Origin of the sequence: Pseudomonas caspiana, from assembly GCF_040224095.2 — a bacterium.
GTDB lineage: Bacteria > Pseudomonadota > Gammaproteobacteria > Pseudomonadales > Pseudomonadaceae > Aquipseudomonas > Aquipseudomonas caspiana.
The window spans coordinates 3,925,892-3,946,008 of the sequence record NZ_CP167995.1; the positions used below are offsets into that span (position 1 = coordinate 3,925,892).

At 56.7% G+C, this 20,117-nt stretch carries 18 protein-coding genes; 16 read left to right on the forward strand and 2 right to left on the reverse strand.

Annotated elements, in window-relative coordinates; translation table 11 throughout:
• Positions 1–464 precede the first annotated feature (464 nt).
• The 3 genes from aat (at position 465) to infA (ending at position 2,233) form a co-directional block, all read left to right on the forward strand.
• A complete protein-coding gene (gene aat / locus ABRP31_RS17965; protein ID WP_087265249.1) occupies positions 465–1,175 on the forward strand; it encodes a leucyl/phenylalanyl-tRNA--protein transferase in 711 nt (236 codons plus the stop codon).
• Between the two features lie 31 nt (positions 1,176–1,206).
• A complete protein-coding gene (locus ABRP31_RS17970) occupies positions 1,207–1,914 on the forward strand; it encodes an arginyltransferase (RefSeq protein WP_087265250.1) in 708 nt (235 codons plus the stop codon).
• 100 nt (positions 1,915–2,014) lie between these two features.
• Complete coding sequence (infA, locus tag ABRP31_RS17975) at positions 2,015–2,233, forward strand: translation initiation factor IF-1 (RefSeq protein ID WP_002553999.1); 219 nt, start codon at positions 2,015–2,017, stop codon at positions 2,231–2,233.
• 244 nt (positions 2,234–2,477) lie between these two features.
• Here infA and clpA read toward each other — a convergent pair whose 3' ends face one another.
• Together clpA and clpS are read right to left on the reverse strand one after the other, a co-directional pair.
• Positions 2,478–4,748 (reverse strand): ATP-dependent Clp protease ATP-binding subunit ClpA, encoded by a 2,271-nt coding sequence (gene clpA, locus ABRP31_RS17980; protein WP_087265251.1) that lies wholly within the window; start codon positions 4,746–4,748, stop codon positions 2,478–2,480.
• Between the two features lie 30 nt (positions 4,749–4,778).
• Positions 4,779–5,141 (reverse strand): ATP-dependent Clp protease adapter ClpS, encoded by a 363-nt coding sequence (gene clpS, locus ABRP31_RS17985; protein WP_087265252.1) that lies wholly within the window; start codon positions 5,139–5,141, stop codon positions 4,779–4,781.
• Between the two features lie 220 nt (positions 5,142–5,361).
• Between clpS and cspD the strand changes: the two genes are divergently transcribed.
• The 13 genes from cspD (at position 5,362) to nuoC (ending at position 20,116) form a co-directional block, all read left to right on the forward strand.
• The gene (cspD, locus tag ABRP31_RS17990; RefSeq protein ID WP_349973641.1) at positions 5,362–5,634 is read left to right on the forward strand and encodes a cold shock domain-containing protein CspD; all 273 of its coding nucleotides are present in this window, start codon (positions 5,362–5,364) and stop codon (positions 5,632–5,634) included.
• Between the two features lie 422 nt (positions 5,635–6,056).
• Positions 6,057–8,285 (forward strand): NADP-dependent isocitrate dehydrogenase, encoded by a 2,229-nt coding sequence (locus tag ABRP31_RS17995; protein ID WP_087265296.1) that lies wholly within the window; start codon positions 6,057–6,059, stop codon positions 8,283–8,285.
• A gap of 184 nt (positions 8,286–8,469) precedes the next feature.
• A complete protein-coding gene (locus ABRP31_RS18000; RefSeq protein ID WP_087265254.1) occupies positions 8,470–8,916 on the forward strand; it encodes an NUDIX hydrolase in 447 nt (148 codons plus the stop codon).
• A gap of 60 nt (positions 8,917–8,976) precedes the next feature.
• Positions 8,977–10,107 carry a tRNA 2-thiouridine(34) synthase MnmA gene (gene mnmA, locus ABRP31_RS18005; RefSeq protein WP_087265255.1) on the forward strand — a complete coding sequence of 377 codons (1,131 nt, stop codon included), beginning with the start codon at positions 8,977–8,979 and terminating at the stop codon, positions 10,105–10,107.
• On the forward strand, positions 10,107–10,727 hold the full coding sequence (hflD, locus tag ABRP31_RS18010; protein ID WP_087265256.1) for a high frequency lysogenization protein HflD: 621 nt from the start codon (positions 10,107–10,109) through the stop codon (positions 10,725–10,727). The genes mnmA and hflD overlap by 1 nt, the downstream gene beginning before the upstream one ends.
• A gap of 130 nt (positions 10,728–10,857) precedes the next feature.
• The gene (purB, locus tag ABRP31_RS18015; protein WP_027899403.1) at positions 10,858–12,228 is read left to right on the forward strand and encodes an adenylosuccinate lyase; all 1,371 of its coding nucleotides are present in this window, start codon (positions 10,858–10,860) and stop codon (positions 12,226–12,228) included.
• Between the two features lie 84 nt (positions 12,229–12,312).
• Entirely contained in the window at positions 12,313–13,479 is a 1,167-nt protein-coding gene (locus tag ABRP31_RS18020; RefSeq protein WP_349973638.1) for a cupin domain-containing protein, read from the forward strand.
• Positions 13,472–13,897 carry a GNAT family N-acetyltransferase gene (locus ABRP31_RS18025; protein WP_087265258.1) on the forward strand — a complete coding sequence of 142 codons (426 nt, stop codon included), beginning with the start codon at positions 13,472–13,474 and terminating at the stop codon, positions 13,895–13,897. Before ABRP31_RS18020 ends, ABRP31_RS18025 begins: the two co-directional genes overlap by 8 nt.
• 153 nt (positions 13,898–14,050) lie before the next feature.
• Complete coding sequence (locus ABRP31_RS18030) at positions 14,051–14,791, forward strand: secretin N-terminal domain-containing protein (RefSeq protein WP_349973636.1); 741 nt, start codon at positions 14,051–14,053, stop codon at positions 14,789–14,791.
• 518 nt (positions 14,792–15,309) lie between these two features.
• On the forward strand, positions 15,310–16,635 hold the full coding sequence (gene aceA, locus ABRP31_RS18035) for an isocitrate lyase (protein WP_349973635.1): 1,326 nt from the start codon (positions 15,310–15,312) through the stop codon (positions 16,633–16,635).
• Positions 16,636–17,163: 528 nt separating this feature from the next.
• Entirely contained in the window at positions 17,164–17,577 is a 414-nt protein-coding gene (locus ABRP31_RS18040) for an NADH-quinone oxidoreductase subunit A (RefSeq protein WP_027899398.1), read from the forward strand.
• 10 nt (positions 17,578–17,587) lie between these two features.
• On the forward strand, positions 17,588–18,262 hold the full coding sequence (locus tag ABRP31_RS18045) for an NADH-quinone oxidoreductase subunit B family protein (RefSeq protein ID WP_087265260.1): 675 nt from the start codon (positions 17,588–17,590) through the stop codon (positions 18,260–18,262).
• Positions 18,263–18,334: 72 nt separating this feature from the next.
• Entirely contained in the window at positions 18,335–20,116 is a 1,782-nt protein-coding gene (gene nuoC, locus ABRP31_RS18050; RefSeq protein WP_087265297.1) for an NADH-quinone oxidoreductase subunit C/D, read from the forward strand.
• Position 20,117 lies beyond the last annotated feature (1 nt).

The window sequence follows — 20,117 nt, forward strand, 5'->3', positions numbered from 1 at the left end:
GCCAGGCCATACAGCTTGGACCGCAGACTGCAAAGCGGGCATTGTACGGGTTTGTACGCCTGATGCCACGATAGCGTCCTGCCTTGTAAACAGCCTGTTAGCCGGGTAATTTCGATCCGGGTAGCAGGACGGAGATTACGTTTGGCTACAGTCAGCCGGGTCAAAGTGATGGAATACTAGTCTGGCTTGGCGGCTGCCCATCTTCAAGCACCGTCGCAAACGGTCAATTTGAGCATGCATTTTCTTTCGTGACAAAGACTTATGCCGCACTTTTTAACCGAACGATCAAATCTTGAGAGCCTTCAGGGCATCACCAGTACACAGGCCTGCAACATGGAACACCATCTTTCATATCCTGGCAGGACGCTCGCCTGTAACGGACGACCGATTATGACCACGACGACTGCATGGAGTTGCAACAGTCCGGCGTCGCCCGCCCTCCCCTTCCGCAAAGTGCTGCCTCTATGCTGACCTGGCTTAACCGATCCAACCTGATTTTCCCTCCTCTGGAAAAAGCCATGCGCGAGCCCGACGGCCTGCTCGCTGCCGGAGGCGATCTGTCTCCGGACCGACTGGTTGAAGCTTACCGCCATGGCTGCTTCCCGTGGTTTCAGGATGGACAGCCTATTCTCTGGTGGTCGCCCGATCCACGGACCGTTATCTTCCCCGAGGAGCTGCACGTATCGCGCAGCCTCGCCAAAGTGATACGACAGAAACGATACCGGGTGACCTTCGATCAGGATTTCGCAGCAGTGATCCGCGCCTGCGCGGGGCCTCGGGCCTATGCTGACGGCACCTGGATTACCGGCTCCATTCAGGCCGCCTATCTGGAACTGCACCAACGGGGCTATGCCCACAGCGTTGAAGTCTGGGACGACGACACATTAGTGGGCGGTCTTTACGGACTGGCCATGGGACAGCTTTTCTTTGGCGAGTCGATGTTCAGTCACGCCGACAACGCCTCCAAGGTAGGTTTCGCGACGCTGGTGGAACGCCTTGAGGCCTGGGGTTTTGTATTGATCGACTGCCAGATGCACACAAATCACCTGCAGAGCTTTGGCGCTCGCCCTATTCCCCGCAAAGAGTTTTCCGAGTATTTGCGTCAACACCTGGATCAGCCAAATAACGCCGACTGGCTGCCTAGGCGAGTTCAGCAGGCTGACATACACTCTTGATATCGATTTATTTTTTGCGGCGGGGGCAATCATGACAGAGCTGGCGCGGCTGAAGTTTTATGCCACTCAACCCCACTCATGCAGCTATTTGCCGGAAGAACAGGCGACCACGCTGTTTCTGGACCCCAGCCAGCCGATGGATGTACAGGTTTACGCCGATCTTTCGGATATGGGGTTTCGCCGTAGCGGCGACCATCTGTATCGACCTCACTGTCAAAATTGCAGTGCTTGCGTGCCCGCGCGCATTCCTGTCGACCTGTTTGTGCCGAACCGGCAGCAGAAGCGCATTTTCAAACGCAACTCAGACATCGAAGTGCGCAGCACCAAACCGCGCTTCACCGAAGAATATTTCGATCTTTATCAGCGCTATATCGAGCAAAGACATGCCGATGGCGACATGTTTCCCCCCAGCCGCGATCAATTTTCGACTTTTCTGGTTCGCGACCTTCCCTTCTGCAGATTCTACGAATTTCGCGTGGACCAACGCCTGCTGGCGGTCGCCGTTACAGACATGCTACCCAACGGATTATCAGCGGTTTATACCTTCTACGAACCTACCGAAGAGCGCCGCAGTCTGGGGCGTTACGCCATTTTGTGGCAAATCGCCGAAGCAGCCCGTTTGCAGCTCCACGCGGTGTACTTGGGCTACTGGATCAAGAACTGCCAGAAGATGAATTACAAGACCCAATATCGCCCTATAGAGCTGCTGACAAACCAGAGATGGATCACTCTTTATTGAAGACCTTGGCTTAAGCAGCATTTTTCGGGCACAATGCACGCCGCTTTTGCCTGGCGCCACTTGCACCGGGCCACTCATTAGATACCGAGGGCTTTACTGCATGTCGAAAGAAGACAGCTTCGAAATGGAAGGCACTGTCGTCGACACCCTGCCCAACACCATGTTTCGTGTGGAGTTGGAAAACGGGCACGTCGTAACCGCGCATATCTCCGGCAAGATGCGCAAGAACTACATCCGTATTCTTACCGGTGACAAGGTGCGTGTTGAACTGACGCCCTACGACTTGAGCAAAGGGCGCATTACTTACCGCGCCCGATAAACAGGTCTTAACAAAAACGCCCGGCATCTGCCGGGCGTTTTTGTGTGCCTGGTTTTTATGTAGGGACATAGATTACCTGTGGGAGCGGTGCTTGCCCGCGATAAGGCTGGACGCGACCCAAAGTGAACCGCGTCCAGCCTTATCGCGGGCAAGCACCGCTCCCACAGGATAAGCACAGCTTTAGCAACACAACAAAAACCCCGCACCTCTTGCGAGATGCGGGGCTTTTCATGACGTTTGAGACTTACGCCATTTCGGCCGTGGTTTCGAAATCGAAGGTGATTTCACCATCCCTGAAATCGATGTGCACCACACCGCCATGTTCGGACAACTCGCCGAACAGGATCTCTTCAGCCAACGGACGCTTGATCTTATCTTGAATCAAGCGCGCCATAGGACGGGCTCCCATCGCAGCGTCGTAACCACCTTCCGCCAGATAACTTCTGGCAGCGTCGGTCACCTCCAGCAGTACACGCTTGTCTTCCAGCTGCGCCTGAAGTTCGGTGAGGAACTTGTCCACCACGCTTTTGATCACCTCATGACTGAGGCGACCAAACTGGATAATGGTGTCCAGACGGTTACGGAACTCAGGCGTGAAGCTCTTCTTGATGACTTCCATGGCATCAGACGAGTGGTCCTGATGAGTGAAGCCGATCGAAGCACGCGCCGCAGTTTCAGCACCGGCATTGGTGGTCATGATCACGATCACATTGCGGAAGTCCGCTTTGCGCCCGTTGTTATCGGTCAGCGTGCCGTGGTCCATCACCTGCAACAACAGGTTAAAGACTTCCGGATGCGCCTTCTCGATTTCATCGAGCAACAATACGCAATGCGGTTGTTTGGTGATTGCTTCGGTCAGCAGACCGCCCTGATCGAACCCGACGTAACCTGGCGGCGCACCGATCAGACGTGAAACGGTATGGCGTTCCATGTATTCGGACATGTCGAAACGGACCAGTTCGATACCCAAAGCCTTGGCCAACTGACGAGCAGCCTCGGTTTTACCGACCCCGGTCGGACCGGCGAACAGGAACGAACCTACAGGTTTGTCAGGCGATTTCAGACCAGCACGCGACAATTTGATCGCAGTGGACAGCGAATCGATCGCCGCATCCTGACCAAACACTGTCAGTTTCAGGTCACGCTCAAGATTGCGCAGCAGCTCCTTGTCGGAACTGTTGACGTGCTTAGGCGGAATCCGTGCGATTTTCGCTACGATGTCTTCAACTTGCGCCACATCAATGCGTTTAACGCGCTTCTCGACAGGCTGCAGACGCTGATAAGCGCCAGCCTCGTCTATCACATCAATGGCCTTGTCCGGCATGTGCCGGTCATTGATATAACGCGATGCCAGCTCCGCAGCGGCACGTAAAGCCTCATCGCTGTACTCGATGCTGTGATGAGCCTCGAAACGACCCTTGAGGCCACGCAGGATGCCGATTGTGTCTTCAACCGACGGCTCTGACACATCAACTTTCTGGAAACGCCGAGCCAGCGCACGGTCCTTCTCGAAAATGCCGCGGAATTCCTGGAAGGTTGTCGAGCCGATGCAACGAATATCACCCGAAGACAGCAGCGGCTTGAGCAGATTCGACGCATCCATGACACCGCCAGACGCAGCACCGGCACCGATAATGGTGTGGATTTCATCGATGAACAGAATCGCATGAGGGCGTTTTTTCAGCTCATTGAGCAACGCTTTGAAGCGCTTCTCGAAATCACCGCGGTATTTGGTGCCCGCCAGCAACGCCCCGAGATCCAGGGAGTAAACAACACTGTTGGCCAGCAGATCAGGCACCTGACTATCGACAATACGCTTGGCGAGGCCTTCAGCGATGGCGGTTTTGCCAACACCCGCCTCACCCACCAGCAACGGATTGTTTTTGCGACGACGCGCCAGAATCTGCGCAACGCGCTCTACTTCCATCTCGCGCCCGACCAGCGGGTCTATACGGCCCTGACGAGCCAGTTCGTTGAGATTGCTGGCATAAGCGTCCAGCGGATTGCCTGAAGCAGAAGACTCACCACCCTCGTCGTCCTGCATATCTTGCTCACCTTCAGAGTGATCGCCGTGCCCAGGCACTTTAGATATGCCGTGAGCGATGTAGTTGACGACATCTATGCGCGCCACGCTCTGCTGTTTGAGCAGAAACACTGCCTGGCTTTCCTGCTCACTGAAAATGGCCACCAGCACGTTGGCGCCGGTAACTTCACGTTTGCCCGAGCTCTGTACATGGAACACAGCACGCTGCAGGACACGTTGAAAGCCCAGGGTTGGCTGGGTCTCGCGATCCTCGTCATGAACAGGGATCAACGGCGTGGTGGAGTCGATAAACTCCTGCAAATCATGCTTGAGCTTATCGAGGTTTGCGCCGCAGGCACGCAGAACAGTGGCGGCAGCCTCATTATCCAATAAAGCCAACAGAAGGTGCTCGACAGTCATGAATTCATGACGTTTCGAACGAGCCTCCTTGAAGGCCAGATTGAGGGTGACTTCGAGCTCACGGTTTAACATAGCTTCACCTCATACCCAAGTGGTCGGCGTTTAACCGTCCTTCTCGATCTCACAGAGTAGCGGATGCTGGCTTTCCCTGGCGTATTGGTTGACCTGCATTGCCTTGGTCTCGGCGATGTCGCGGGTAAACAATCCACATACTGCACGTCCCTCTGTATGGACGGCCAGCATGACCTTGGTCGCCAGCTCACGATTCAGGTTGAAGAACACCTCGAGCACTTCGACAACGAAATCCATCGGTGTGTAATCATCGTTAAATAAAACCACCTTGTACATCGGCGGCGCCTGCAACGTCGGTTTGGCATCCTGAACCGCGGTGCCAGCCGCGTCATCCTCATGGGAATCCGGACTGTCCTGATTTGATGTTAGTCGAATCTTGTTCATTGCATGCATGGAAAGAATGGTTCGTTGAGGGCGGATTGAATAATGAGTCGCAGTCTGACCGGTTTTCAAATGGACCGCCGCGTGACCTTGACTATCGGCTAAACGGTGTTACAAACAATAGAACCCACATTGGGTAAAAAGGGTCCGCGCAGTCAACCAAAATTTTTTTCGGTCCGGCGGATGAGGTGGATGATACTCCCAACGGAGTCCTTTGCAGAGGGATGTGACTATGCTCAGTGGTAAGGTCAAGTGGTTCAATAATGCAAAAGGTTATGGCTTTATCCTGGAAGATGGGAAAACCGAGGACCTGTTCGCTCATTTTTCTGCTATCAAAATGGACGGCTACAAAACCCTCAAGGCAGGTCAGCAGGTGACCTTTGAAATCATCCAAGGGCCTAAAGGCCTGCATGCTGTAAATATCAGCGCGGCCGCAGGCAACACACATTCGCCAAATGAGTCTACCAAGGCTACTGCGGGCAAGCCCGAGGATGTAACGGCCTGACCAGAACGCTCCGCTACAATGCGCCAACCTTGAAGAAACGGCCGGCTCAGTCATCTGAACCGGCCGTCTTCGTTTGTAACAAAACTGCTTGCCAGACATTCCGACCCTTCGCTATCCACCCCACCCGCCTGCAAACCTCGACCAACGGCCAATACCCTCGACGACTTGGAACGCTTAGCATTAATGCTTAGCGCGATGGGTTTGATATACTCCCGGCGTGACTAATGGGTCATAGGGGCCGACCAGTCTGGAAAGAGACTCTGCGCCCTTGTATGCGTTGCTTGACGCTCGACTGATGCACCCACCATCATCATCGCGAATAAACCTCGACTCAGGCTCACTAAAGAGACTGCGAGCAAAGTGCATACGCTGCGCGTATCGAGATTTTGTGCATGCTCAGCAAAACAGAGAGTTCATACGAAATGTCCAACCGTTCGAAGATCATCTACACCTTCACCGACGAAGCTCCAGCACTCGCCACCTACTCGCTTCTTCCTATCATCGAAGCCTTCACTGCCTCCTCTGATATCGACGTTGAAACGCGAGACATCTCTCTGGCGGGCCGCATTCTTTCCAGCTTCCCTGAATCCCTGAGCGCTGATCAGCAAATCGGCGACCACCTCGCCGAGCTGGGCAAGCTGGCCACAACGCCAGAAGCCAACATCATCAAGCTGCCGAACATCAGCGCCTCGGTCCCGCAACTCAAGGCGACCATCAAAGAGCTGCAAGATCTGGGCTTCAAGATTCCTGACTACCCTGAGTCGCCGAGCACTGACGCGGAAAAAGACGTCCGCGCTCGCTACGACAAGACCAAAGGCAGCGCCGTGAACCCGGTTCTGCGTGAAGGCAACTCCGACCGTCGCGCACCATTGTCAGTCAAGAATTACGCTCGCAAGCACCCGCACAAAATGGGCGCCTGGGCTGCTGACTCGAAATCCCACATTGCCCACATGAGCAATGGCGATTTCTACGGTAGCGAAAAAGCCGCACTGATCGGCGCTGCCGATAACGTAAAAATCGAACTGATCGCTCAAGACGGCACAGCCACCGTTCTGAAAGAAAAGACCGCCGTCAAAGAAGGCGAGATCATCGATTCCTCGGTCATGAGCACCAAAGCCCTGCGCAGCTTCATCGCATCCGCCATCGAAGACGCCAAGGCCCAAGGCGTGCTGCTTTCAGTCCACTTGAAAGCCACCATGATGAAAGTCTCCGACCCGATCATGTTCGGTCAGATCGTTGCCGAGTACTACAAGGACGCGCTGACCAAGCACGCTGATGCGCTCAAGCAAGTCGGCTTCAACCTGAACAACGGCATCGGCGACCTGTACGACCGTATCAGCGCCCTGCCAGCCGACAAACAGGCTGAAATCAAGGCTGACATCCAGGCTGTCTACGCTGTCCGCGCCCCGCTGGCGATGGTCAACTCGGACAAAGGCATCACCAACCTGCACGTGCCAAGCGACGTGATCGTCGACGCATCGATGCCGGCCATGATCCGCGACTCGGGCAAAATGTGGAACGCTGCTGGCGAACTGCAGGACACCAAGGCAGTGATCCCTGATCGTTGCTACGCAACCATCTATCAAGCTGTGATCGAAGACTGCAAGAAACACGGCGCTTTCGATCCGACCACCATGGGCAGCGTGCCGAACGTTGGCCTGATGGCGCAAAAAGCTGAAGAGTACGGCTCCCACGACAAGACTTTCCAGATCACTACCCCAGGCGTTGTCCGCGTGACCGGCAGCGATGGCAAAGTGCTGATGGAACAGAACGTCGAAGAAGGCGATATCTGGCGCATGTGCCAGGCCAAAGACGCGCCGATCCAGGACTGGGTCAAACTGGCCGTCAACCGTGCTCGCGCCAGTGATACCCCAGCGGTGTTCTGGCTGGACCCGGCTCGCGCTCACGACGCCGAGATGATCAAAAAAGTCCAGAAGTACCTGGGCGATCACGACACTGCAGGCCTGGACATCCGCGTTATGTCGCCGGTTGAAGCCATGGCCTTCACTCTGGAGCGCACTCGCGCTGGCAAGGACACCATTTCGGTCACCGGTAACGTACTGCGCGACTACCTGACTGACCTGTTCCCGATCATGGAACTGGGCACAAGCGCCAAGATGCTGTCCATCGTGCCCCTGATGAACGGCGGCGGCCTGTTCGAAACCGGCGCAGGTGGCTCGGCTCCGAAGCACGTCCAGCAACTGGTCGAAGAAAACTTCCTGCGTTGGGATTCTCTGGGTGAGTTCCTGGCCTTGGCCGCTTCTCTGGAGCACCTGGGTAACACCTACAACAACCCGAAAGCGCTGGTTCTGTCCAAGACTCTGGATCAGGCTACCGGTGAATTCCTGGACCGCAACAAGTCGCCATCACGCAAAGTCGGCAACATCGACAACCGTGGCAGCCACTTCTATCTGGCACTGTTCTGGGCTCAGGCTCTGGCTGCCCAGAATGACGACGCGGCTCTCAAGGCACAGTTCACCCCACTGGCGAAAACCCTGACCGACAACGAAGCCAAAATCGTTGCCGAACTGAACGCCGTACAAGGCAAGCCAGCGGAAATCGGCGGTTACTACTACCCGAACCCTGAGCTGACCAGCAAAGTCATGCGCCCAAGCGCAACCCTGAACGCAGCGATCGCTTCGCTGAACTAAGGTTTTGGCTGCACACAAACCCCGGCCTTGCGCCGGGGTTTGTGCACCTGCACTTCATGCATGAAGCGGTTTTCTGTAGGAGCTGCCGAAGGCTGCGATAGCATTGTGCCTGACACCACGCCATTCGCAGCCTTCGGCAGCTCCTACAGGGGATTGCGCGCCCAACCTACCGAGCACTTCCCTTATGAACTGGCAAGCCCACGTCACCGTCGCCACGATCGTCGAAGATCAAGGCAAATTCCTTTTCGTAGAAGAACTCAAGGGCGGCAAAGCGGTACTCAACCAACCTGCCGGGCATCTTGACCCAGATGAATCCCTGCAACGCGCCGCCGTGCGTGAAACCCTCGAAGAAACCGGCTGGGATGTTGAGCTGACCAGTGTCATCGGCATTTATCTCTACACAGCACCGAGCAATGGTGTGACCTATCAGCGCATCTGCTTCGCCGCCAAAGCCCTGCGTCACCATGCCGACTATCAACTGGACGACGGGATTATCGGCCCGCTGTGGCTCACTCGTGATGAACTCGTGGCCCAACAGGACCGCTGGCGCAGCGAGCTGGTACTGCGTTGCGTGGACGATTACCTCAACGGTGAACACTTCAGTCTCGACCTGCTACGCGACAAGGCGTGAGACTCGCGCGGCCGGGCCTGTTAGAATCGCGTCCTTTTCGAAGCTACCCATTGAATTCCTATGCCTGATTCAACCCTTTCCGATACTGCACAGAAGCGCGTCATCGTCGGCATGTCCGGCGGCGTAGACTCTTCGGTTTCTGCCGTTCTGCTCATGGAGCAGGGCTATCAGGTGGAAGGCCTGTTCATGAAGAACTGGGAAGAAGACGATGGAACGGAATACTGCACCGCTCGTGAAGACCTGGCCGACGCCCAGGCCGTGTGCGACAAGATTGGTATCAAACTGCATACCGCGAACTTCGCCGCTGAATACTGGGACAACGTGTTCGAGCACTTTCTGGCCGAATACAAGGCCGGTCGCACGCCGAACCCGGACATCCTCTGCAACCGCGAAATCAAATTCAAGGCGTTCCTCGACTACGCCCTGATGCTCGGCGCCGACCTGATTGCCACCGGTCACTATGTGCGCCGCCGGGATATCGACGGACGCACAGAGTTGCTCAAGGGCCTGGACCCGAACAAGGACCAGAGCTACTTCCTGCACGCCGTCGGTGGCGATCAGATCGCCCGGACACTGTTCCCGGTCGGCGAACTGGAAAAGCCCGAAGTAAGAGCTATTGCCGAGAAGCACGGTCTGGCGACCGCCAAGAAAAAAGATTCCACGGGAATCTGCTTCATTGGCGAGCGTCGTTTCACCGACTTCCTGCGCCAGTATCTGCCCGCTCAGCCCGGCGAGATCAAGACCACCGAGGGGGAAGTCATCGGTCGCCACAGCGGCTTGATGTACCACACCATCGGCCAACGCCAGGGCCTGGGCATTGGCGGACTGAAAGACGCCAGCGATGATCCGTGGTACGTGCTGGTCAAGGACCTTGAGAACAACGAGCTGATCGTGGGTCAGGGCAACGACCATCCCTGGCTGTTCTCCCGCGCCCTGGTGGCTTCACAGATCTATTGGGTCAACCCCATCGACCTGAGCACACCGCGTCGCCTGACCGCTAAAGTGCGCTATCGCCAAAGCGATCAGCTCTGCACGCTGGAGCAGACCGCCGACGGCTATCGCGCCACCTTCGACGAACCGCAACGCGCCGTCACTCCCGGCCAGTCCGTGGTGTTCTACGATGGCGAAATCTGCCTGGGCGGCGGCGTGATCGAAATCGCCGAAGCCTGGCACAGCAAGGACAAGCGTTGATGACCCCGATTCAGGAGCAATTGGTCGCACTGGCTGGCGTATTTCAGGCCGCCGTACTGGTAGACCGTATCGCCAAGACCGGCCAGAGCAGCGAAGCAGTGCTGGGCTGTATGCTCGGCAGCCTGCTGGTGCAGGACCCCAAAGACACGCTGGACGTTTACGGTGGCGACGATTTGAACCTGCGCGAAGGCTACCGCGCGCTGGCCAGCGCTTTGGAACGCGATCCATCGACGCTACAGCGCGAGCCGCTGCGCTACGCTCTGTCGATGCTCGGTCTGGAACGACAACTGGCCAAACGCGACGACATGCTGGAAACCGTGGGCAATCGCCTGCCGCAAATCCAGTCACAGGTTGAACACTTCGGCATCGCCCACGAAAACGTCATCGCAGCCTGTGGCGCGCTGTATCAGGACACCCTGAGCACCCTGCGCCAACGCATTCAAGTGCATGGCGACATGCGCAACCTGCAACAGCCGAGCAACGCCTCGAAAATCCGCGCCCTGCTGTTGGCCGGTATTCGTTCTGCTCGCCTGTGGCGACAAAATGGCGGCCATCGCTGGCAACTGGTCGTAAGCCGTCGCAAGTTATTGAAAGAACTGTATCCATTGATGCATGGCTGATTCGCCACGCATCTGCAGACACTGCTGACAAACACCGCGTGACATACGCTGGTCAGGCCGCCCCGGTTCGACCTGGTTTTCATGTATGATATGCGCCCCTTTTCGTTGCCTGACTGTCCGAGAGCACCCCATGCAGCTTTCTTCGCTCACTGCGGTTTCCCCTGTTGACGGCCGCTACGCCGGTAAAACCGAGGCCTTGCGCCCAATTTTCAGCGAATACGGCCTGATCCGTTTTCGCGTCATGGTTGAAGTACGCTGGCTCCAGCGTCTGGCCGCACACCCTGAAATCACTGAAGTTCCAGCGTTTTCAGCCGAAGCCAACGCCATTCTCAACACGCTGGCGGAAGACTTCTCGATCACTCACGCCGAGCGCGTAAAGGAAATCGAGCGCACCACCAACCACGACGTCAAAGCCGTGGAGTACCTGCTCAAGGAACAAGCTGCCAAGCTGCCTGAGCTGGACAAGGTCAGTGAGTTCATCCACTTCGCCTGCACCAGCGAGGACATCAACAACCTGTCCCACGCCCTGATGCTGCGCGAAGGCCGCGATAACGTGATGCTGCCATTGATGCGCAAGATCGCTGACTCTATCCGCGAACTGGCCATCCGCTTCGCTGACGTTCCGATGTTGTCGCGCACCCACGGCCAACCAGCCTCCCCGACCACTCTGGGTAAAGAACTGGCGAACGTCGTTTATCGTCTGGAGCGTCAGATCGCCCAGATCGCTGCGGTGCCACTGCTGGGCAAGATCAACGGTGCAGTCGGCAACTACAACGCACACATCTCGGCCTACCCGTCCATCGACTGGGAAGCCAATGCTCGCGCCTTCATCGAGGACGAGCTGGGTCTGGGCTTCAACCCTTACACCACGCAGATCGAGCCGCACGACTACATCGCAGAGCTGTTCGACGCCATCGCACGCTTCAACACCATCCTGATCGATTTCGATCGCGATATCTGGGGCTACATCTCCCTGGGCTATTTCAAACAGCGCACTATTGCTGGCGAAATCGGTTCGTCGACCATGCCGCACAAGGTCAACCCGATTGACTTCGAAAACTCCGAAGGCAACCTGGGTATCGCCAACGCACTGTTCCAGCATCTGGCGAGCAAGCTGCCGATCTCACGCTGGCAGCGGGACCTGACTGACTCAACCGTGCTGCGCAACCTGGGCGTCGGCTTCGCTCACAGCGTTATCGCTTATGAAGCCACCCTCAAGGGCATCAGCAAGCTGGAGCTCAACGAGCAGAAAATCGCCGCTGATCTGGACGCGTGCTGGGAAGTTCTGGCTGAGCCGATTCAGACCGTCATGCGTCGCTACAACATCGAAAACCCATACGAGAAGCTGAAAGAACTGACACGCGGCAAGGGCATCAGCCCTGAAGCACTGCAGACTTTCATCGATACTCTGGATATGCCTGCCGAAGCCAAGGCCGAGTTGAACAAACTCACCCCGGCCAACTACATCGGCAATGCAGTGGCGCAAGCCAAGCGCATCTGAGCTGCATAACACCATTGCACACGCCCGGCAGTGCCGGGCGTTTTTATTGCAGTCCCGAAAAGACAATTTTTCAATAGGTTACACATGAATCCTGATATTCCTCTTCAACTTCTGGGCGGCATCAGTGCGCGCGTCTTCCTGCGTGACTACTGGCAGAAAAGGCCACTGCTGATCCGTCAGGCCCTGCCGGACTTTCAGAGCCCGATCGACCCGGACGAGCTGGCTGGCCTGGCCCTGGAAGAAGAAGTCGAATCGCGACTGGTCATCGAGAATGGCGAGCGCCCATGGGAACTTCGTCGCGGTCCGTTCGCGGAAGACGAGTTCAGCAAGCTGCCGGAAACGGACTGGACTCTGCTGGTTCAGGCCGTTGACCAGTTCGTCCCGGAAGTCGGCGAGCTGCTGGAAAACTTCCGTTTCCTGCCGAGCTGGCGCATTGATGACGTGATGGTGAGCTATGCCGCTCCGGGTGGCGGTGTCGGCCCGCATTTCGACAATTACGACGTGTTCCTGCTGCAAGGCCACGGCAAGCGCCACTGGCAGATCGGTCAGATGTGCGACTCCGACAGCCCGCTGCTGCAACACGCCGATCTGCGCATCCTCTCTGACTTCCAGATGACCGAAGAGTGGACCCTGGAACCCGGCGACATGCTCTACCTGCCGCCGCGCCTGGCCCACTGCGGCGTCGCCGTTGATGACTGCCTGACATACTCGGTCGGCTTCCGCGCCCCAAGCGCTGCCGAAGTGCTGACCCACTTCACCGACTTCCTCAGCCAGTTCACCCCTGATGAAGAGCGTTATACCGATGCCGACGCGCAACCGGCCAACGATCCGCATCAGATCCAGCACGACGCCCTCGACCGTCTGAAAGCCTTGCTGGCCGAACACATGGGCGACGAGCGCCTGCTGCTGACCTGGTTTGGCCAGTTCATGACCGAGCCACGCTATCCGGAACTGGTGACAGGCCCGGAACTGGAGGAAGAAGACCTGCTGAGCAGCCTGGAACAGGGCGCAGTTCTCATTCGCAACCCAAGCGCACGTCTGGCATGGTCCGAAGTCGACGACGACCTGCTACTGTTTGCCAGTGGTCAGAGCCGTCTGCTGCCGGGTAGCCTGCGCGAACTGCTGAAAATGATCTGCGCTGCTGATGCCCTGCACAGTGACAACCTCGGCCAGTGGTTGGCCGATGAAGAAGGACGCAACCTGCTCTGTGAGCTGGTAAAACAAGGAAGCCTGGGGTTTGCCGATGAATAGAACCAACGTGCGTGTCGCCGACTGGCACAAAGACAATGCTGACATCCGCCGCGTACGCGATGCTGTGTTTGTCGCTGAGCAGTCGGTGCCGCCAGAGCTGGAATGGGACGCTGAAGATATCGACGCCATTCACTTCCTGGCCCTGGAGGGTGATTTTGCAATTGGCACTGCCCGCCTGCTGCCAGATGGTGAAATAGGTCGGCTGTCAGTACTCAAGGACTGGCGCGGCATGAAAGTCGGTGAAGCACTGCTCAGTGCCGTCATCAACGAAGCCGAGCGACGTGATCTCAAGCAACAGAAACTCAGCGGTCAGGTACAAGCCGTCGAGTTCTACGAACGCTTCGGATTTACCGTGGTCAGTGAAGAGTTTCTTGAGGCAGGCTTGCCTCACGTAAACATGACTCGCCACTCAGGCTGAAACGCCTGATTAAACGCCCTGCCCGCCTGCTCCAGCGTGTCTATGCTGGTACAGGCTGGCAGGGCGTTTTGCATTCGACGATTCAACTTGCGCGTCTGCAGGCCGACAAACTGGCAAACTCAGCTCTTTTAGATGTTCCAGGAGATTGGATCTATGTTCCTGCGCACCCTGCTCACCTCGCTGCTGCTGATATGTAGTGTCGGCGCCATGGCCGCTACCGAAGTGGTTCCCCTTAATTACCGGACCAGTGAGGACCTGCTGCCAGTGGCTAAATCCTTCCTCGGACCGGACGGCTCGGTCAGCGCTTACAACAACCAGCTGATCGTCAATGCCGAGCCGCGCAAGATCGAAGAACTGCGCGCCCTGCTCTCGCAACTCGACACAGCGCCCAAGCGACTGCTGATCAGCGTCGACACCAGTGATAGCTCGTCACGCAGCAGCAATGGCGTAAACCAGAGCCGGGTCATGAACTACGGCACTGCCAGCCGCGAAGGTGGCGTACAACAGGTGCAAGCCAGTGAAGGCGCGCCAGCGTTGATACAAGTCGGCCAGAGCGTGCCGGTCACCACCACCCGAACTGATAACTATGGCTACGCCCAGAGCAACACCGAATACCGCAACGTGACCCAAGGCTTTTACGTCACAGCCAGTGTTACCGGCGACATCGTGCACCTGAACATCAGCACCAATCGGGATCGAGTGAGCCAGGAACGGTCCGACACCTTCAAAGTGCAAAGTACCGACAGCCAGGTCAGCGGCCGCCTCGGCGAATGGATCACCCTGGCGGGCGTGAGCGATCAGTCAGTTGCCGACCGCCAAGGCAATACGCAGCAGTATTCGACTCAGGGTCGAGAAGACATGACATTGCGCGTAATGGTGCAAACCCTCGACTGAACAAAGGCTCCAGCAGAATCGGGTACCAAAGGGCCTTTAACTGACTGACTGGTCGCGACAGAGCCAAAATGTAGTGACAACAAAAAAGCACTACAAAACGTTTGACGGGTCAAAAATGGCGAGGCATGATTGCCTCGCTCCCGCTAATCAGAGGCCCTGAAAAGAGCCTTCGGGTCGCGCTCAAATCCTACGAGCCGATTCGTGTCTGTATCGCCCACAAGGCAGTTTGACGAGGTTGCGACTGGAACGAAGTTGTCCTGAGGGACGGAAGCGTATTACGGTCCATCGGCAAAGCTGCCAAGTGACGCAACAGGCCCTTGAGTGCCCGACTGCACGCCACAGCTACGCCTTGAACTCGCTCTTCCCGCCTCGAACGACCTCCTTTCACCGCCACCGCGCAAATCAGGCTCATAACCAGACATCTGATCAGCGAGCAGCCATCCATGTGCCTTCGATATCCGGGGCGTTTTGGCGGAGCAGGACATTCCAACAAAACCTATGTGAAAGGGGTTTCGCTCATGGCACTGACACGCGAACAACAAATAGCAGCGCTCGAGAAAGACTGGGCTGAAAATCCGCGCTGGAAAAATGTGACCCGTACGTATTCCGCCGCTGATGTCGTCCGCCTGCGTGGCTCGGTTCAACCTGAACACACGTTCGCCAGGAATGGCGCGGAAAAGCTCTGGAATCTGGTCACTCAAGGTGCCAAGCCTTCCTTCCGTCCTGACAAAGACTTCGTCAACTGCATGGGCGCCCTCACCGGCGGACAGGCAGTGCAACAGGTCAAAGCCGGTATTCAGGCGATTTATCTGTCTGGCTGGCAGGTGGCCGCCGACAATAACTCGGCCGAGTCGATGTACCCCGACCAGTCGCTGTACCCGGTGGACTCTGTGCCGACCGTGGTCAAGCGCATCAATAACTCGTTCCGCCGTGCCGACCAGATTCAGTGGAAAGCCGGGAAAGGCCCGGGCGACGAAGGCTACATCGATTACTTCGCGCCCATCGTAGCGGACGCCGAGGCCGGTTTTGGCGGTGTACTCAACGCCTACGAACTGATGAAAAGCATGATCGAAGCAGGCGCCGCTGGCGTTCACTTCGAGGATCAACTGGCATCGGTCAAAAAATGCGGTCACATGGGCGGCAAGGTCCTGGTGCCCACCCAGGAAGCCGTACAAAAACTGGTGGCCGCTCGCCTGGCGGCAGACGTTGCCGGTGTACCGACGATCATTCTGGCGCGTACCGACGCCAACGCTGCTGACCTGCTGACATCTGACTGCGATCCATATGACAAACCGTTCGTAACCGGCACCCGCACGCACGAAGGTTTCTACAAGGTCCGTGCCGGGCTTGATCAAGCCATTGCTCGCGGCCTGGCCTACGCGCCTTATGCCGACCTGATCTGGTGCGAAACCGCCAAACCCGATCTGGACGAAGCTCGCCGTTTTGCCGAGGCAATCAAGAAGGAATACCCGGATCAGTTGCTCTCGTACAATTGCTCACCGTCCTTCAACTGGAAGAAGAATCTGGACGACGCGACCATCGCCAAATTCCAGCGCGAGCTGTCGGCCATAGGTTACAAGCATCAGTTCATTACCCTGGCCGGTATCCATAACATGTGGCACAGCATGTTCAACCTGGCGCACGACTACGCCCGCAACGACATGACTGCGTATGTGAAGCTGCAGGAGCAGGAATTCGCCGATGCCGCCAAGGGGTACACCTTTGTGGCGCACCAGCAGGAAGTGGGCACCGGCTACTTCGACGACGTGACGACCGTGATTCAAGGTGGCGTGTCTTCGGTAACGGCGCTGACGGGATCTACTGAGGAAGAGCAGTTTCATTAAGATCCGCGCCGACCTCATCAGGCCGCCGGCATTGGGCGGCCTGTTTCGCCTGACAAATTGCCATCGCGAGCAAGCTCACTCCTACAGTTACTGGCATTACAACTGTAGGAGTGAGCTTGCTCGCGATGGCGTCATTCTGGTCACAGCAAGACCCACACTCATGGAGTCACAGCAGAACGCCTATGACTTAGGTATTAACGGAAATCTATAGGTAAATCGCAAAACACCCCAACTAACTACCCTCAACAACAAATGATACTTATTATCATTTAGAAAACAGTCCTTCTTCCGTAACTTTTTAGAACGAAACACAATTAACTTAAACCCCGCCAACCCCCGCCCCGCCTGCTCCAAGCCCTCACCCCAGGCCCGTAAGTGATTAATTGCACAAATTAATTTGATATAGAAAATTTACTTGCCCTGTTTTTGCACATAAAATCACCGAAATTGATTTCGCTGCGACATATCGTCGCTGCATATACTATTTTCAAGCTCAGAGACCATTGATCTCTGTCAAGGAATGCCAGCATGTCCGAATCGACAGGTTTGATTGCCCACAACTGGGGCTTCGCCATTTTCCTTTTGGGTGTAGTCGGCCTGTGCGCCTTCATGCTCGGTGTTTCCAGCCTTCTGGGCAGCAAAGCCTGGGGCCGCAGCAAAAACGAACCGTTTGAATCCGGCATGCTGCCTACCGGCAGTGCCCGCCTTCGCCTTTCGGCAAAATTCTATCTGGTCGCGATGCTCTTCGTGATCTTCGACATTGAAGCCCTATATCTCTTTGCCTGGTCTGTGTCCGTCCGTGAAAGCGGCTGGACCGGATTCGTCGAAGCACTCGTTTTCATAGCAATTCTGTTGGCAGGTCTTGTCTACCTATGGCGGGTTGGAGCGCTGGATTGGGCTCCTGAAGGTCGCCGTAATCGGCAAGCGAAGCTAAAACAATGAGGCTTTGGCGATGCAATACAATCTCACCAGGATCGACCCGGATGCTCCTAATGAAGAGTATCCAATCGGCAAACGGGAAACTGTTTCCGACCCGCTAGAAGATCAAGTCCACAAAAACATCTACATGGGCAAGCTGGAAGACGTGCTGAGTGGTGCGGTCAACTGGGGACGTAAAAACTCCCTGTGGCCATACAACTTCGGCTTGTCGTGCTGCTATGTGGAAATGACAACCGCCTTCACGGCGCCCCACGACATCGCGCGCTTCGGCGCCGAGGTTATCCGGGCATCGCCGCGCCAGGCGGATTTCATGGTTATTGCCGGTACTTGCTTCATCAAGATGGCGCCGATCATTCAGCGTCTCTACGAGCAAATGCTCGAACCTAAATGGGTTATCTCCATGGGTTCGTGCGCCAACTCCGGTGGTATGTACGACATTTATTCCGTGGTTCAGGGCGTGGACAAGTTCCTTCCTGTGGATGTCTATGTGCCCGGCTGCCCGCCCCGCCCCGAAGCGTTTCTGCAAGGCTTGATGCTGTTGCAGGAATCCATCGGCCAGGAGCGTCGCCCTCTTTCCTGGGTCGTCGGCGATCAAGGCGTGTATCGCGCCGAAATGCCGTCGCAAAAGGAACAGCGCCGCGAACAGCGAATTGCAGTCACCAATCTGCGCAGCCCCGACGAAGTCTGATCCAGAACTGTTCTCTTTAAAGAACGAATAGCTGGCTTCATTCTTTACGTTGACCGAAAGCGATAAAAAACCATGACTACAGGCAGTGCTCTGTACATCCCGCCTTACAAGGCAGACGACCAAGACGTCGTCGTAGAATTGAACAACCGTTTTGGCGCCGAGGCGTTCACCGCCCAATCGACCCGCACTGGCATGCCGGTGCTTTGGGTCGAGCGTGCGCGCCTGATCGAGGTGCTGACCTTCCTGCGTCAGCTGCCTAAACCTTACGTCATGCTGTACGACCTGCATGGTGTGGACGAGCGTCTGCGCACCAAGCGCCACGGCTTGCCAGGTGCTGACTTCAGCGTGTTCTACCACTTGCTGTCGATTGAACGTAACAGCGACGTCATGATCAAGGTAGCGCTGTCCGAAAGTGACCTCAGCCTGCCGTCCGTGACCAGCATCTGGCCCAACGCCAACTGGTACGAGCGTGAAGTCTGGGACATGTTCGGTATCGACTTCCGCGGTCACCCGCACCTGAGCCGCATCATGATGCCGCCGACCTGGGAAGGTCACCCGCTGCGCAAGGACTTCCCGGCGCGCGCTACCGAGTTCGATCCATTCAGCCTGACCCTGGCCAAGCAGCAACTGGAAGAAGAAGCCGCGCGCTTTAATCCGGAAGACTGGGGCATGAAGCGCTCCGGGACCAACGAAGACTACATGTTCCTCAACCTGGGTCCCAACCACCCTTCGGCCCACGGTGCGTTCCGCATCATTCTGCAACTGGACGGTGAAGAGATCGTCGATTGCGTTCCGGATATTGGCTACCACCACCGTGGTGCCGAGAAGATGGCCGAACGTCAGTCGTGGCACAGCTTCATTCCGTACACCGACCGGATTGATTATCTGGGTGGCGTGATGAACAACCTTCCGTACGTGCTCTCGGTCGAGAAGCTGGCGGGCATCAAGGTGCCGGAGAAGGTCGACACCATCCGCATCATGATGGCCGAGTTCTTCCGGATCACCAGCCACCTGCTGTTCCTGGGTACTTACATCCAGGACGTCGGCGCCATGACCCCGGTGTTCTTCACCTTCACCGACCGTCAGCGCGCTTACACCGTGATCGAAGCCATCACCGGTTTCCGTCTGCACCCGGCCTGGTATCGCATCGGTGGCGTTGCCCACGACCTGCCACGCGGTTGGGAAAAACTGGTCAAGGACTTCGTTGACTGGTTGCCGAAGCGTCTTGACGAGTACACCAAAGCGGCGCTGCAAAACAGCATCCTGAAAGGTCGGACCATCGGTGTCGCTGCCTACAACACCAAGGAAGCCCTGGAATGGGGTGTCACCGGTGCAGGTCTGCGTTCCACCGGTTGCGATTTCGACCTGCGTAAAGCGCGTCCTTACTCCGGTTACGAGAACTTCGAATTTGAAGTTCCGCTGGCAGCCAACGGCGATGCCTACGACCGCTGCATGGTTCGCGTCGAAGAGATGCGCCAGAGCATCAAGATCATCGACCAGTGCATGCGCAACATGCCGGAAGGCCCGTACAAGGCGGATCACCCACTAACCACGCCGCCTCCGAAAGAGCGCACGCTGCAGCACATCGAGACCTTGATCACGCACTTCCTGCAAGTTTCGTGGGGCCCGGTCATGCCGGCCAACGAATCCTTCCAGATGATTGAAGCGACCAAGGGCATCAACAGTTATTACCTGACGAGCGACGGCGGCACCATGAGCTACCGTACCCGGATCCGCACCCCAAGCTTCCCGCACCTGCAACAGATCCCTTCGGTGATCAAAGGCAGCATGGTCGCGGACTTGATCGCGTACCTGGGTAGTATCGATTTCGTTATGGCCGACGTGGACCGCTAAG

Coding starts and splice junctions, on each gene's coding strand:
- aat (WP_087265249.1), top strand. CDS start 465: ATGCTGACCTGGCTTAACCGATCCAACCTGATTTTCCCTCCTCTGGAA.
- ABRP31_RS17970 (WP_087265250.1), top strand. CDS start 1,207: ATGACAGAGCTGGCGCGGCTGAAGTTTTATGCCACTCAACCCCACTCA.
- infA (WP_002553999.1), top strand. CDS start 2,015: ATGTCGAAAGAAGACAGCTTCGAAATGGAAGGCACTGTCGTCGACACC.
- clpA (WP_087265251.1), bottom strand. CDS start 4,748: ATGTTAAACCGTGAGCTCGAAGTCACCCTCAATCTGGCCTTCAAGGAG.
- clpS (WP_087265252.1), bottom strand. CDS start 5,141: ATGCATGCAATGAACAAGATTCGACTAACATCAAATCAGGACAGTCCG.
- cspD (WP_349973641.1), top strand. CDS start 5,362: ATGCTCAGTGGTAAGGTCAAGTGGTTCAATAATGCAAAAGGTTATGGC.
- ABRP31_RS17995 (WP_087265296.1), top strand. CDS start 6,057: ATGTCCAACCGTTCGAAGATCATCTACACCTTCACCGACGAAGCTCCA.
- ABRP31_RS18000 (WP_087265254.1), top strand. CDS start 8,470: ATGAACTGGCAAGCCCACGTCACCGTCGCCACGATCGTCGAAGATCAA.
- mnmA (WP_087265255.1), top strand. CDS start 8,977: ATGCCTGATTCAACCCTTTCCGATACTGCACAGAAGCGCGTCATCGTC.
- hflD (WP_087265256.1), top strand. CDS start 10,107: ATGACCCCGATTCAGGAGCAATTGGTCGCACTGGCTGGCGTATTTCAG.
- purB (WP_027899403.1), top strand. CDS start 10,858: ATGCAGCTTTCTTCGCTCACTGCGGTTTCCCCTGTTGACGGCCGCTAC.
- ABRP31_RS18020 (WP_349973638.1), top strand. CDS start 12,313: ATGAATCCTGATATTCCTCTTCAACTTCTGGGCGGCATCAGTGCGCGC.
- ABRP31_RS18025 (WP_087265258.1), top strand. CDS start 13,472: ATGAATAGAACCAACGTGCGTGTCGCCGACTGGCACAAAGACAATGCT.
- ABRP31_RS18030 (WP_349973636.1), top strand. CDS start 14,051: ATGTTCCTGCGCACCCTGCTCACCTCGCTGCTGCTGATATGTAGTGTC.
- aceA (WP_349973635.1), top strand. CDS start 15,310: ATGGCACTGACACGCGAACAACAAATAGCAGCGCTCGAGAAAGACTGG.
- ABRP31_RS18040 (WP_027899398.1), top strand. CDS start 17,164: ATGTCCGAATCGACAGGTTTGATTGCCCACAACTGGGGCTTCGCCATT.
- ABRP31_RS18045 (WP_087265260.1), top strand. CDS start 17,588: ATGCAATACAATCTCACCAGGATCGACCCGGATGCTCCTAATGAAGAG.
- nuoC (WP_087265297.1), top strand. CDS start 18,335: ATGACTACAGGCAGTGCTCTGTACATCCCGCCTTACAAGGCAGACGAC.